Source organism: Trinickia sp., from assembly GCF_051954495.1.
GTDB lineage: Bacteria > Pseudomonadota > Gammaproteobacteria > Burkholderiales > Burkholderiaceae > Trinickia.
The window spans coordinates 1-13,413 of the sequence record NZ_JBQCHR010000157.1; the positions used below are offsets into that span (position 1 = coordinate 1).

Sequence of the window (13,413 nt, forward strand, 5' to 3'; positions counted from 1 at the left end):
AAAGCGATAGTAGAAGCGCAGCGTGCGTGTGTCGGTCAAAACCTGGGTCGTGCGAAAGTTGCAGGCTTGAATTTCCTCGTCGGTGAGCACGCGGGTCACCATCGAATTCGACAGAATCGGCATGACCTTGCTGCGCAGCGATGGGTGAAGCGTCTGCGCGGTATAGGCGCCGGTCGCGATGCCCACGGCCCTCGCCCGCACGATGCCGCCCGGCGTGTGAAGGTGATGCACGCCGCCGATCGTCTCCCATCCCGTCACGGGGCTGCTCGTATGCACGCGCGCGCCCGCCGCGCGGGCGAGACGCAAGTAGCCGAACGCGAGCTTGAGCGCGTGAATGCCGATGCCTTCGGGCTCGTGCAGCGCGCCCGCCGCCTCGTGATCGTTCAGGAATTCGCGGCGGAACGTCTGTGCGCTCAAGAGCTCCGACGGGTAGCCGAACACGTCCTTCCACACCTTCGCCTCGGCCGCCAGCTTTTCCATGATGCGGGCGCGATGCGCGATCAGAAAGTGCCCGCCCGGCTGCGGATCGCAATCGATCTCGGTGAGAAACGACTTGAAATGGTTGAAGCCCTCGAGGATCTCGTCGTGCATCTTCAACGCGACATCCTTGCCCCACCTCTCGATCCACTGAGAACGCGACAAGCGTCCCGATGCGTTCTGCGCCTGCCCGCCGTTGCGGCTGCTGCAACCCCAGCTCGTGCGATTCGCTTCGAGCACGACCGCCTTGATGCCGTGCTCGCGAGCGAGGCACAACGCGGTGGCGAGGCCCGTATAGCCGGCGCCGATGATGGCCACGTCGACGTCGATGTCTCGCGTAATCGGGCCGTCGTCCGGCGGAGGCGAACCCGCCGTCGCGACCCAATACGTGGGAGCGTAGTCCTTGCCTTGGCCGGGGCCCGGCGAGACGAGCGGGTCGTAGGTGGGATCGTAGCGTCTATCGAGCGGCGCGCTCTTGGTGAACCCGTTCGACGCCCGCTCGACTGAGCTGTATTCCATGTCTTCCTCCTAATCGTTTTGTTGGGTCGATCGTGCGCGGACGCACCGACGCGGCGATCCGATGAAGAAAGTGTAGGTAGGGGAATTTCCGCGAGGTAGAACCAGTCGCGCGCATTCGCTTGGACCAGCAAAGCATCGTCCCAGGGGGTCGAACCGCGGGCGAATGCGGCGTCGGCGCCGGGGCCGCGCATCGATCGGCATAAACCAGCATAGCCATATGCGCGTTCTTGGATCACGCTATGAAAGTGGTACGAAACGGTTCATTTTCGCCGCCGTAGGCAACGGTATCCGAGCACGCGGCGAATCATCGAGGGAGACAGACATGCCAGCGAACGCGCCCGCATCGGCCGATGCCGCACCCGCCGACGATGCGCGCGTGCTGCGCGCGCTGGCCGTCCTGGAAGCGTTGGCGTCCGCGGGACAGCCGTACACGCTGTCGCAGCTGTCCGTGCGTTTGCATATCCCGAAGGCCACGCTGCTGCGGATGATCGAATCGTTGGAAACGCGCGGCTATGTGATGCATCTGCCGGACTCGCGCGGCCATGACCGCGCGATCGCCCTCGGCCCGCGCGCCGCGCAGTTCGCGCTGGCGACGCTCTCGAACAACACGTTTACGCGTGGATGCCGATCGGTTCTGCGCGCGCTCGTCGACGTGCTCGGAGAAACCTGTAACCTCACCGCGCTCGACAACGATGCGGTGCTGTACGTGGAGCGCGTGGAAACGACAGAGCCGCTGCGGCTGGAGATGCGTCCTGGGATGCGCGTGCCGTTGCATTGCACAGCCAGCGGCAAGCTGTTTTTGTCGCAAATGACGGCGCTCGAGCGCAACGCGATGCTCTCGCAGCTCACGCTCAAGAAGATGACTTATCGAACGCTGACCGATCCGCAACTGCTGGCCGCCGAGCTGGACCGTCTAGGCGCGCGCGGCGTGGGCATCGACAACGAGGAATTCGTGCGCGGCATGGTGGCCGTTGCCGTGCCGGTGCGCGCCGCCGCGGATGGCCACGTGCTGGCGTCGCTGGCCGTTCATGCGCCCACCGCGCGGGCGACGCTGGACGATCTGCTCAAAGCGGTCCCGCAGATGAAGCAAGCCGCCAGCCGGCTTGCCCCGCTGCTGCATTTGAACGGCAACGGCGGGTGACGCCGGCCGGCGCGGCCGGCTAAGCTCAATGCGCGAGAATCGCCATCGCGCGCTTCTTCAGCTCCAGAAAGTGCGGCTCGAAGGCGACGTTCGGCGTGCGCGGCCGTTCGAGTTCGATTGGGACGTCGAGTGCGACGCGACCCGGCCGCGCGGACAGTACGACAAGACGCGTGCCGAGAAACACCGCTTCGTCGATGTCATGCGTGATGAAGACGATCGTGCATTGCAATTGTTCCCACAGCGAGGTCAAGAACGTCTGCATCGCGCTTCGCGTTTGCGCATCCAGCGCGCCGAACGGCTCGTCCATCAGCAACACCTTCGGCTTCATGACGAGGGCGCGCGCGATCGCCACGCGCTGCTGCATGCCCCCCGACAGCTCATACGGCTTGTGCTTCGCGAAGGCCTCGAGCCCGATGGTGCGCAGAATGTCGGCCGACGCTTGCCGACGCTGGGCCTTGGGCACCGAATGCAGCGACAACCCGAATTCGATGTTCTCCTCCACGCTGAGCCACGGCAGCAACCCAGCCTGCTGAAAGACCACGACGCGATCTTCCCCGGGCTGAGTCTTGACTTCGCCATCGACATAGATGTTGCCGCGCGAGGGCGAAGTCAGCCCCGCCAGCAGATGCAGCAAGGTCGTCTTGCCGCATCCTGAGGCCCCGAGCACGGTGACGAACTCCCCGCCCTGGAAATGGAGATTGATGTTTTCGAGCGCCGATGTGGCGCCGAACGTCTTGTACAGGGAATCGATGACGATGTTCAAGTTCGTCTCCTGCTTGGCGAGTCGGTGGTCAGTGCGCGAGCGATTGCGAATACTGCGGCGCGACGTTGGTCTCGAAGGTTGCGGGCACGGTTTGAATGCGCCCGATGGAGTTGAGCACCTTCGCCGTGTTCACCAACGTCTCGTACGTCGCCGACGTTTTCACGCCCGCACCGCTTCCCATGACGTTCGGCGTCGTTTGATCCGCGCCCGAAAAAAGCTCGTAGCCGGCCAACTCGCTTTGCGCGACGGCCACGGTCACGCCGGTTTGGCGCGCCATTTCGGCAATGGCCTTATCGCGCTCCTTCTGCGTCACTTGATAGCCCTCGTCGAGCGCGGCCACGAAACCGCGCACGAGATCCGGGTGGGCTTTCGCCCAATCGGCGTTGGCGATGCACACGTTGTAGCTCGAGGCGCTGCGCGGCAGATCGCCATCGGTCTTGATCGCCTTGCCGCCCGCCGCACGCAGCGCGCTGAAGACCGGGTCCCAGACGATCGCCGCGTCGATCGCGCCGGTCACCCACGACGTGCGCATCTGCGGCGGCGCCATGTTGATCTGCGTGACGGACGAATACGGCACGTGTGCTTCGGCCAAAAACGTCGCCAATTCGAACGACGCCTGCGAGCCGGCGACGATCGCGATCTTCTTGCCCTGCAAGCCCGCTACGTCGTGGATCCCGCTCTCGGGCTTCACCACGATGCCGGCCGCGTTGGTATAGCGCTCCTGGTTGTAGACGATCGTCATCGGCAGCCCCTGCGCGATCGCGGTGACCAGCGGCGGGATGCCGATTCCGCACATGAACGTCAGGCTATTGGACGCGAGCGCGCTCATCGCGGCCGGGCCCGAGCTGAAGAGCTTGTACTGCACGTCGGCCTTCATCTGCCGCTCGAATAGGTGCTCGGCCATCGACACCATGTAAGGATCGGCGCCGTTGTCCTCGTAGCCGATGATGACTTCGGGCTTGCCCTGGGCGTGGACCGCGCCGCCGAACAGCGCGCTCGCAGCCAGCGCGGCAGCGGCCGCCAATCGAATTGCTCCCGTCTTGTTCATTTTTCGTCTCCTCCGATGGTGGACTTACTCATGGCCGCGCCAAGGCACGATCCAGTTTTCGAATTTGCGAATGACCAGTTCCATCGCATAACCGATCACTCCGATGATGACGATGCCCACGATCACGACGCTGACCTGCAGCGCCTGTCCGGCGAACTGAACCAGCCAGCCCAGGCCGCTGCTGGCCGCGATGAGCTCGGCCGCGACGAGACAGGTCCACGCCACGCCGATACCGACTCGCATCGCGGTAAAGATTTCCGGCAATGCGGAGGGCAGCACGATTCGCCGAAAGATCTGAGCGTTCGTCGCGCCCAGCGTGCGCGCCATGGCAATGCGCAGCGGCGGCGTGCTTTTGACGCCCGACATCGTCCCGATGATGATGACCGGGATCGTGCCGACGAGAATCAGAATCGCCTTGGGCAACTCCCCGATCCCGAACCAAACGACGAGCAGCGGGATATAGGCGAGCGGCGGGACGGGACGCACGAACTGCAGCAACGGGTCGATGATGTCGAACACGATCTTGTTGCGCGACATCAAGAGCCCGACCGGCACGCCGATCGCCACCGCGCCCACGAAGCCGATGACGATGCGAAAGCAGCTGATCATGATGTCGGCGATCAGCGACTGCCCGCCGTATCCGTTGCGCAGGATGTCGACGAACGATTGCCACACCGCCACGGGCGACGGCAGCGCGAACGCCGGGAAGACGCCCGCCAGCGATACGGCCTGCCAAGAAGCGACGGCTATCGCGATGACGGCGGCGGTCAGCCAGTACGAATTCATACCGGCGCGCTCGCGCCGCAGCTTGATTCTCGGTGGGCCGGGCGGAATCATGGGATGTTTGATCGTCTTGCCGAATCGGGGTAGGGCTCTCACTGCCGTCTCCTCCAGTTCCAGATACAGGGCGCGCACCGCGTCGCATTGAATAACGCTTGTCTTATTGCCTTTGACGGGTCTGATTAAAAGTATAGGCAGCGAGTGCAAGGAAGACTTCCGGCCTTGCCCTAGCGCGTTGTCGAATACGCCCGTTCAATCCAGCATTGTCAATCAATAAAAGAGCGGGTAGTGCCAGGCGAAAGGATCCGATGGGTCCAGCCCGTGGGCGCCCTCGCGCCGCCCGCCGCAGGCCGCGCCCGGCCCTGCCCTGGCCCAAGCGAAATAGCCGAACTGGCGCTACCCCGCCACGCGGGCCCGCTTTAACGTATCCCTACCTCGCGCCGCAGCGTGCGGTCGCCCGCCGACGCAGCACCGGCTCGGTATCGGCCCGGTGAGCTGCCCCCTAAGCGGCCCCATAAGCGGCCCCATAAGCGGCGCAAAAAGCAGCCAACCCACATCCCTCAGGAGACATGCATGTCAGTAGCGCCCCTCGCCCCTTCCACCGTCACAGCCGATACGCTCGCTGCGTTCTCGGATGCGTTCAATCGCCACGACGCGAACGCCCTCATGGGCTTCATGACCGAGGATTGCATCTTCGATGCGGCCGCCGGGCCAGAGGTATACGGCGCCCGTTTCGTCGGACGGGATGCGGTCCGGGCCGCTTTCGAAGCGGTATTTCGCACCTTCCCCGACGCGCATTGGGGCCACGGGCGCCACTATGTCGCCGGCGAACGCGGCGTATCGGAATGGGTATTCACGGGCACGCATGCGGAAGGATGGCGCATCGAGGCCGAAGGCTGCGATCTATTCGAATTCCGCGACGGCTTGATCGCGGTCAAGCGCGCCTTCCGCAAGGAACGCCCGAAGCAAACCGCTTAACGCATCGCGCGGCGCTTGGCGTCCGCGCATTTTGAAACGAATCATTTCATTTCATTCCATATTCGTCATCGACATCCGGAATGCCTTGACCCGAGTTTCGCCGTGCTTAGCATCGGCACTAAGGCATCCCGTTAAATGAAGACCGGAGACACACCCATGAGCGACCAATCCTCCTCCCAGCGCGCGAGCGCCAACGCAGCGCAAGACATGACGCCGTCCGAAGCTTTCGTCGAAACCCTTGCCGCCAACGGCGTGACCGACATGTTCGGCATCATGGGCTCCGCGTTCATGGACGCGATGGACATCTTCGCGCCGGCGGGCATCCGCCTCATCCCGGTCGTGCACGAACAAGGCGCGGGCCACATGGCCGACGGCTATGCGCGCGTATCGGGCCGCCACGGCGTCGTGATCGGCCAGAACGGCCCGGGCATCAGCAACTGCGTGACGGCGATCGCCGCCGCTTATTGGGCGCACAGCCCGGTCGTGATCGTGACGCCCGAAGCCGGTACGATGGGCATCGGGCTCGGCGGCTTCCAAGAGGCGAACCAGTTGCCGATGTTCCAAGAATTCACGAAGTACCAGGGCCATGTCACCCACCCCGCGCGGATGGCCGAATTCACGGCCCGCTGCTTCGATCGCGCGACGGCCGAGATGGGTCCGACTCAGCTCAACATCCCGCGCGACTACTTCTACGGCAAGATCAAGGTGGAGATCCCGCAGCCGCGCAAGCTCGATCGCGGCCCCGGCGGCGAACAAAGCCTGAACGAAGCGGCCGACCTGATCGCGCAAGCCAAGTTTCCAGTCATCATCTCGGGCGGCGGCGTGGTGATGGCCGACGCCATCGAAGAATGCAAGGCGCTCGCCGAACGCCTGGGCGCGCCGGTCGTCAACAGCTATCTGCACAACGACTCTTTCCCGGCAAACCATCCGCTTTGGTGCGGCCCGCTCGGCTACCAGGGTTCGAAAGCCGGGATGAAACTGATCTCGCGCGCCGACGTGGTGATCGCGCTCGGCTCGAGGCTCGGGCCGTTCGGCACCTTGCCGCAGCACGGCATGGATTACTGGCCGAAAGAAGCCAAGATCATCCAAATCGACGCCGACCATAAGATGCTCGGTCTCGTGAAGAAGATCTCGGTGGGCATCTGCGGCGATGCGAAAGCCACGGCCGTCGCGCTGACTCAGCGTCTGACGAATCGCACGCTCGCTTGCGACGCCACGCGTGCGGAGCGCGCCGACCAGATCGCCACCGAAAAAGCCGCGTGGGAGAAGGAGCTGGACGGATGGACCCATGAACTCGACCCGTACAGCCTCGACATGATCGAGGAGCAAAAGCACGAGCGCACCTTCAACGGCGGCCAATACCTGCACCCGCGCCAGGTGTTGCGCGAGCTCGAAAAGGCCATGCCGGAAGACGTCATGGTGTCGACCGATATCGGCAACATCAACTCGGTCGCCAATAGCTATCTGCGCTTCAACAAGCCGCGCAGCTTCTTCGCGGCGATGAGCTGGGGCAACTGCGGCTACGCGTTTCCGACCATCATCGGCGCGAAAGTCGCCGCCCCGCATCGCCCGGCCGTGTCGTACGCCGGCGACGGCGCGTGGGGCATGAGCCTCATGGAGACGATGACCTGCGTGCGGCACAACATTCCCGTCACCGCCGTCGTCTTCCACAATCGGCAGTGGGGCGCGGAGAAGAAGAATCAAGTCGACTTCTACAATCGTCGCTTCGTGGCGGGCGAACTGGACAATCAAAGCTTCGCGGCCATCGCGCGTGCGATGGGCGCCGAAGGGATCGTCGTCGACCGGCTCGAGGACGTCGGCCCCGCGCTCAAGCGTGCGATCGACATGCAGATGAACGAAGGCAAAACGACGATCGTCGAAATCCTCTGTACGCGCGAACTCGGCGATCCGTTCCGTCGCGACGCGTTGTCCAAGCCGGTGCGCTTGCTCGACAAGTACAAGGATTACGTTTGAGCCCGGCATGAAAGCCCTGAACCGCATCATCGAAGCCGCGCGTCAGTCACCCACGCGCATCGTGCTCTGCGAGGGCGAAGACCCCCGCGTGCTGGCGGCCGCTGTTCGCGCCAGCCGCGAGGGGGTCGCGCGCATCGTCTTGGTGGGCGATCCGGAGGCCATCCGGAGCGCCGCCGAACGCGATGCGCTGTCCCTGGACGAGATCGCGTTGATCGATCCGGCCGCATCGGAATGGCGCGCGATCCTCGCCGACGAGCTGGTTGCGCTACGCGCCGCGAAAGGGATGACGCATGAACTGGCGCAACAGGAGGTGCTCAAACCGCTCGTATTCGCGGCGTTGATGGTGCGTCTGGGTTATGCGGACGGATCGGTGGCGGGCGCGGTGAATACGACGGCCGACGTCGTTCGCACCGCCATTCAGCTCATCGGCATCGAACCGTCGTTCAAGCTCGTGTCGAGCTTCTTCCTCATGATGCTGTGCGAGCCGTTCCATCGGTACAAGGGCGGGCTGATCTTTTCCGACTGCGCGCTCGTCGTCGATCCGGATGCGGCTCAGCTCGCCGAAATCGCGATGACGGCGGCGGATAGCGCGCGCAACCTCTTGATGGAAGAGCCGCGCGTCGCCATGCTCTCGTTTTCGACCAGCGGCAGCGCGCATCATGCGCATGTCGATAAAGTCGTCGAAGCGACGCAACGCGTGAAGTCGCAGCGCCCTGGCCTCGCCATCGACGGCGACGTCCAGCTCGACGCGGCGATCGTGGCCGAGATCGCCGAACGCAAGATCGAGCACTCGCAAGTGGGCGGGCATGCGAACGTGCTCGTGTTTCCGAACCTCGATGCCGGCAACATCGGCTACAAGCTGGCGGAACGGATCGGCGGCGCGAAGGCCATCGGCCCGTTGCTGCAGGGCCTGAATCATCCGGCCAACGACCTGTCGCGCGGGTGCAGCGCAGAAGACATCTATTACGTCATCGCCGTAACGGCGGTGCAAGCGCAAGCGGCGCGCGAGCGCGCCGCGCATCACACCCAAGAACCGCACGCGGCGTGAGACGAGAGCCGCGCCGATTGCTCCGGCTTCACGGCGCTATCGGCGCGCGCCGACCCATCGCGCCAGGGCGATCAGGCGCTTCGTATCCAGCGGCGCCGCCGGATCCAGCGCCAAGCAATGCCGGAACGACACGCTCAAATCGCGCGCGACGCCTAACCCAATGACATCGACGTCGCGCAGCGATTCATGCCGCCCTAGCACTTCGCTCAGATGCGCGTCGAGATAGCGCGCGTCGTTCGCTTGGACCGTGGCCGTGTCCATCGGGCTGCCATCCGAAATCACGACGAGGATGCGACGCGCCGCCCGATGCGCGGCGAGCCGCGTACACGCCCACTCGATCGCCTCGCCGTCCACGCCTTCGCGGAACAGATCGGGCTTGAACAGCGCCGCGATGTCGCCGCGCGCACGCCGCCAACTGTCGTCAGCGCTTTTGAACACCATATGGCAAAGCTCGTTTAGACGGCCCGGTCGGGGCGGCCGTCCCTGCGCGAGCCACTCGTTGCGCGCGCGGCCGCCGTTCCAACGCCCCGTCGTGAAACCCAGGACTTCCGTGGCCAGACCCGCTTGTTCGCTCGCCCGCGTGAGCGTATCGACCAGCATCGCCACCGTATCGACATGCGCCTTCATCGAGGCCGAGCAGTCGATCAGAAATCCGAGCACGCAATCGCCGCGGGGGCGAAGCCGCTCTTGCACGAATACGCGGCGTTCTCCGGGCGAACTGACGACCTGCGCGAGGCGCCGTCCGTCGATGCGCCCCTCTTCCTCGCCGAACGACCAGCCATCGGGTACGGGCACGGCGAGCGCCGCTTGTATCGCTCGCGCAACCCTTGCCACGTTGATCCCGCGCGCCGCGATGCGCTCGTCGAGTTGCTCGCGGTACTCGCGCAGCAATGCGGCGCGCACGAGGGCGCCTGCCCGCACCTCGCGGTCGAACTGCGTCGTGTAGGCGCGATAAGCATGCGCGACCGCAAAAGGCGCGCGGCCCTTTTCCGTCGCATCCCCGCCCGGCAGTAGATCATCCGATTCGTCGAAGTCCACCCACAGCGAAAACGACGTCAAGGGATCGTCGGGGTCGCGCGCATCGGCTTCGTCTTCGAGGGCGGAACCGGCGCGGGCGTCCTCGAGCATCGCCGCGATGCGCCGCGCCAACTCGCGACCGACTTCTCCATAGGCGCGCTGATCGAAGCGGCGCCGGCGCAGGCCTGCGAGCGCCGAGCCGATGTGCGGCGTAATGCCGGCCCTCGTTGCCTCGATGAGGCCCTCGCTTTCGGCAAGCACGGGCCAGCCGGTCACGCGCGACCATACGAGCTGCAAGACGGTATAGACGAGGATGCCGAGATCGCCGTCGATCAACCCCGAGCGGCAATACGCCCGCGACCAGGACTCGAACCGGTACCGCAAGTTGCGGCCGAGGCCCTGCATACCGGGCGCGGCCAGCGCTTCGCAGCGCACTTGCTCGAACAGTTCGAACAGCAGCCGTTCGAGGCGATCTACAGGCGCGAGCAGTCGATGCAGCGCCGCATCGGAATGCGTGAGCCGCGCGGCGGCGCCGTCGGCCGCACCGCGCAGCGAGGCGAAATCGTCGGTATAGGCGTTGCCGTGAACATGCGGCGCATGCAACGGCACCGGCCGCCGCTGCCGGCACAACCGCCCGCCGCGATAATGCAACGCGGCATCGCCCGTTAGTGCGCGCACGACCGCCGCGCACAGGGCTTCGCGTCGCAGCGCGGCGCTGACGTCCTCGCGCGGCGGCGTCATTGGCGCAGTCCTGCGTCTGCCGCCGGCTCCGCGGCAAGTTCGACGCCGAAGCAGCGCTGGTAATACTCGGCCACGATCGAGCGTTCGGCCTCCTCGCACTTGTTCAAAAACGTCAGCCGAAAAGCGAGCGCCGGGTCACGAAAGATCTGACAGTTCTCGGCCCAATTGATCACGGTGCGAGGCGACATCAACGTGGAAAGGTCGCCGGCCGCGAAGCCCTTGCGCGTCAGCGCCGCCATCTCCACCATCGATCCAACGAGCGCGCGGCCCGCTTCGTCGGCCATTTCCGGCACGCGCGCGAGCACGATACCCACCTCCTCGTCGTGCGGCAAATAATTGAGCGTGGCCACGACGTTCCATCGGTCCATCTGCGCGTGATTAAGCAATTGCGTACCGTGATAGAGGCCGTTCACATTCCCGAGCCCGATCGTGTTCGTCGTCGCAAAGAGCCGGAAATAGCGATGCGGACGGATCACGCGATTTTGATCGAGCAGCGTGAAACTGCCGTCGCGCTCTAGGATCCGCTGGATGACGAACATCACATCGGGCCGGCCCGCATCGTATTCGTCGAAGATCAGCGCCACCGGCCGTTGCAGCGCCCAGGGCACGATGCCTTCTTGGAATTCCGTTATCTGCCGCTCGTCGCGCAAAACGATCGCATCCTTGCCCACGAGGTCGAGCCGGCTGATATGACCGTCGAGGTTCACGCGCACGCACGGCCAATTCAGTCGTGCGGCCACCTGCTCGATGTGCGTCGACTTGCCGGTGCCGTGCAGACCCTGCACCATCACACGCCGGTTGAACATGAAACCGGCGAGGATCGCCAGCGTCACCTCGTCATTGAATCGGTAAGCCGGATCGATGTCGGGCACATGGTCGTCGCGTTCGCTGAAGGCGGGGACGGCCAGGCTCGAATCGATGCCGAAGCACTCGCGCGCCGACATCGTTTTGTCGGGCGTTCTTTGCATGAACTCAGTCGTCACCTCACACTCCTCGCTGCCGCAATCGTTGGATGCAATCCCGCATTTCGGAACAAATTGTATCGATGGGAAAGCTGTCCCCGGTAGCACCAGACACGCGCTTTCGTCTGGTACAGCCAAGCTGACGCGGCTCTGATGCTGCGCATCCACCGGGAATTTTTGATGCCGAATCGGCACTTTCCGTTTCAGTTTCGTCTTCAACCCCGCGCCGCGCTTGCGAACCGCGCGGGCATCCGCGACATTGAGCCGAAAAGCGCGCGACGCCGTCGCGGCGCCGCGTGCGCACTGTCAGGAGACGATTGTCATGGAACGGGAAGTCGACTATTTGATCGTCGGCGCGGGATCGGCGGGATGCGTGCTGGCCAATCGCTTGAGTGCGGACCCGCGTCGATCGGTTTTGCTGCTGGAAGCGGGCGGCGCCGACACGAACCCCTGGATACACGTGCCCGTGGGTTACTTCAAGACCATGCACGACCCGAAGCTCGATTGGTGCTATCGCACCGAGCCCGACGCGAACGTGGCCGGACGTCAAATCGACTGGCCGCGCGGCAAAGTGCTGGGCGGCTCGAGTTCGCTGAACGGCTTGCTCTATGTACGCGGCCAACGCGAGGACTACGATCGCTGGGCCGCGCTCGGCAATCGCGGGTGGAGCTATGCGGACGTCCTGCCCTACTTCAAGAAATCGGAAGATCAGGCGCGCGGCGCCGACGCATATCATGGCGTAGGCGGACTCTTGAAAGTCTCCGATCTGCGTCTGCGGCGCCCGATCGCCGATCATTTCATCGCCGCGGCGCAGGAGATCGGCATTCCGCTCAACCCCGACTACAACGGCGCGAGCCAAGAGGGCGTCGGCTATTTCCAGCAAACCGCGCATAAGGGGTTTCGCTGGAGCACGGCGAAAGGGTTTCTGAAGCCGGCCCGCATGCGATCGAATTTGCACGTCGTCACCCGTGCGCAAGCGTGCCGGGTGCTGTTCGAGGGCAATACGGCCGTCGGGGTGGAGTATCTGCACGAAGGCGTGCGCAAGACCGTACGCGCCCGCATCGAAGTCATCTTGGCTTGCGGCGCCATCGGCTCGCCGCAGCTTCTCCAGCTCTCGGGTATCGGCCCCGCGAAAGTGCTGCAGCGCGCAGGTGTACCGGTGCGCGTCGATCTTCCGGGCGTGGGCCAAAACCTGCAGGATCACTTGCAGGTCCGGCTCGTTTTCCGCACACGAGAGCGCACGCTCAACGACGAGGTCAATCATCCGCTGCGCAAAGCATGGATCGCCATGCAATACGCGCTTTGGCGCACGGGCCCGCTGACGCTGGCCGCGAGCCAAGTCGTCATCTTCACGCGCTCGAACCCCGCGCTCGATCGGCCCGACATCCAGTTCCACATGCAGCCGCTCAGCGCGGATAAGCCGGGTCAAGGCGCGCACCGATTTTCGGCGTTCACGTCGTCGGTCTGCCAGTTGCGGCCGTTCAGCCGCGGCCACATCGAGATCCGCTCGGCCGATCCGCTGCAGTATCCCGCCATTCATGCGAATTATCTGTCCGACGAACGCGATCACCCGGTCGTCGTCGGCGCAATCAAAGTCGCGCGACGTATCGCCGCCGCGCCGTCGCTTGCGCCGCATATCGTGTCGGAGTTCATACCGGGCGCGCAGTACCGCAGCGACGCGGAACTGCTCGATGCGGCGCGCCAATTCAGCCAGTCCATTTATCACCCCGCCGGCACCTGCAAGATGGGCAACGATCCGCTCGCCGTTGTGGACGAACGTTTGCGCGTACGCGGCGTCGCGCACTTGCGCGTGGTCGACGCGTCGATCATGCCCGAACTCGTCTCGGGCAACACGAACGCCCCGGTCATCATGATTGCGGAAAAGGCCGCGGACATGATCATCGAAGATCGTGTCGCGCAGGCCAGTTTGCAGCCGGCGTACGCCGAAGCCGCCGGCATGTGACA

11 protein-coding genes are annotated in these 13,413 nt (G+C 64.5%); 5 read left to right on the top strand and 6 right to left on the bottom strand.

Annotation, left to right across the window (positions count from 1 at the left end):
- A partial coding sequence (locus tag ACTHNR_RS21295) for an NAD(P)/FAD-dependent oxidoreductase (protein WP_440549715.1) occupies positions 1-996 on the bottom strand: 996 nt, incomplete at its 3' end.
- A gap of 322 nt (positions 997-1,318) precedes the next feature.
- Between ACTHNR_RS21295 and ACTHNR_RS21300 the strand changes: the two genes are divergently transcribed.
- Positions 1,319-2,137 (top strand): IclR family transcriptional regulator, encoded by an 819-nt coding sequence (locus tag ACTHNR_RS21300; protein ID WP_440549717.1) that lies wholly within the window; start codon positions 1,319-1,321, stop codon positions 2,135-2,137.
- 25 nt (positions 2,138-2,162) lie between these two features.
- Here the strand turns inward: ACTHNR_RS21300 and ACTHNR_RS21305 are convergent, their stop codons facing one another.
- Genes ACTHNR_RS21305 through ACTHNR_RS21315 form a run of 3 tightly spaced genes read right to left on the bottom strand, consistent with a single transcriptional unit; the run spans position 2,163 to position 4,827 of the window.
- The gene (locus ACTHNR_RS21305) at positions 2,163-2,900 is read right to left on the bottom strand and encodes an ABC transporter ATP-binding protein (protein ID WP_440549720.1); all 738 of its coding nucleotides are present in this window, start codon (positions 2,898-2,900) and stop codon (positions 2,163-2,165) included.
- A 28-nt stretch (positions 2,901-2,928) separates the two neighbouring features.
- Positions 2,929-3,948 (bottom strand): taurine ABC transporter substrate-binding protein, encoded by a 1,020-nt coding sequence (locus ACTHNR_RS21310; protein WP_440549723.1) that lies wholly within the window; start codon positions 3,946-3,948, stop codon positions 2,929-2,931.
- A gap of 24 nt (positions 3,949-3,972) precedes the next feature.
- Complete coding sequence (locus ACTHNR_RS21315; RefSeq protein ID WP_440549725.1) at positions 3,973-4,827, bottom strand: ABC transporter permease; 855 nt, start codon at positions 4,825-4,827, stop codon at positions 3,973-3,975.
- Between the two features lie 474 nt (positions 4,828-5,301).
- Here ACTHNR_RS21315 and ACTHNR_RS21320 point away from each other — a divergent pair, with 474 nt between their 5' ends.
- The 3 genes from ACTHNR_RS21320 to pta all read left to right on the top strand — a co-directional run bounded on the left by ACTHNR_RS21320 (position 5,302) and on the right by pta (position 8,728).
- On the top strand, positions 5,302-5,706 hold the full coding sequence (locus tag ACTHNR_RS21320) for a nuclear transport factor 2 family protein (protein ID WP_440549728.1): 405 nt from the start codon (positions 5,302-5,304) through the stop codon (positions 5,704-5,706).
- A 156-nt stretch (positions 5,707-5,862) separates the two neighbouring features.
- Positions 5,863-7,680 (top strand): sulfoacetaldehyde acetyltransferase, encoded by a 1,818-nt coding sequence (xsc, locus tag ACTHNR_RS21325; protein WP_440549731.1) that lies wholly within the window; start codon positions 5,863-5,865, stop codon positions 7,678-7,680.
- A gap of 7 nt (positions 7,681-7,687) precedes the next feature.
- Positions 7,688-8,728: a phosphate acetyltransferase gene (pta, locus tag ACTHNR_RS21330; protein WP_440549734.1), complete on the top strand. Its 1,041-nt coding sequence runs from the start codon at positions 7,688-7,690 to the stop codon at positions 8,726-8,728.
- 36 nt (positions 8,729-8,764) lie between these two features.
- Here pta and ACTHNR_RS21335 read toward each other — a convergent pair whose 3' ends face one another.
- Positions 8,765-10,486, bottom strand: a complete 1,722-nt coding sequence (locus ACTHNR_RS21335; RefSeq protein WP_440549736.1) for a cobaltochelatase CobT-related protein — start codon at positions 10,484-10,486, stop codon at positions 8,765-8,767.
- Positions 10,483-11,454 (bottom strand): AAA family ATPase, encoded by a 972-nt coding sequence (locus ACTHNR_RS21340; protein WP_440549738.1) that lies wholly within the window; start codon positions 11,452-11,454, stop codon positions 10,483-10,485. The genes ACTHNR_RS21335 and ACTHNR_RS21340 overlap by 4 nt, the downstream gene beginning before the upstream one ends.
- Positions 11,455-11,770: 316 nt before the next feature.
- Between ACTHNR_RS21340 and ACTHNR_RS21345 the strand changes: the two genes are divergently transcribed.
- Positions 11,771-13,411 (top strand): GMC family oxidoreductase, encoded by a 1,641-nt coding sequence (locus tag ACTHNR_RS21345; protein ID WP_440549740.1) that lies wholly within the window; start codon positions 11,771-11,773, stop codon positions 13,409-13,411.
- Positions 13,412-13,413 lie beyond the last annotated feature (2 nt).

What these genes read in the sequence shown, in the direction of transcription:
- ACTHNR_RS21300 (WP_440549717.1), top strand. Translation starts at nt 1,319, where the DNA reads ATGCCAGCGAACGCGCCCGCATCGGCCGATGCCGCACCCGCCGACGAT.
- ACTHNR_RS21310 (WP_440549723.1), bottom strand. Translation starts at nt 3,948, where the DNA reads ATGAACAAGACGGGAGCAATTCGATTGGCGGCCGCTGCCGCGCTGGCT.
- ACTHNR_RS21320 (WP_440549728.1), top strand. Translation starts at nt 5,302, where the DNA reads ATGTCAGTAGCGCCCCTCGCCCCTTCCACCGTCACAGCCGATACGCTC.
- xsc (WP_440549731.1), top strand. Translation starts at nt 5,863, where the DNA reads ATGAGCGACCAATCCTCCTCCCAGCGCGCGAGCGCCAACGCAGCGCAA.
- pta (WP_440549734.1), top strand. Translation starts at nt 7,688, where the DNA reads ATGAAAGCCCTGAACCGCATCATCGAAGCCGCGCGTCAGTCACCCACG.
- ACTHNR_RS21335 (WP_440549736.1), bottom strand. Translation starts at nt 10,486, where the DNA reads ATGACGCCGCCGCGCGAGGACGTCAGCGCCGCGCTGCGACGCGAAGCC.
- ACTHNR_RS21340 (WP_440549738.1), bottom strand. Translation starts at nt 11,454, where the DNA reads ATGCAAAGAACGCCCGACAAAACGATGTCGGCGCGCGAGTGCTTCGGC.
- ACTHNR_RS21345 (WP_440549740.1), top strand. Translation starts at nt 11,771, where the DNA reads ATGGAACGGGAAGTCGACTATTTGATCGTCGGCGCGGGATCGGCGGGA.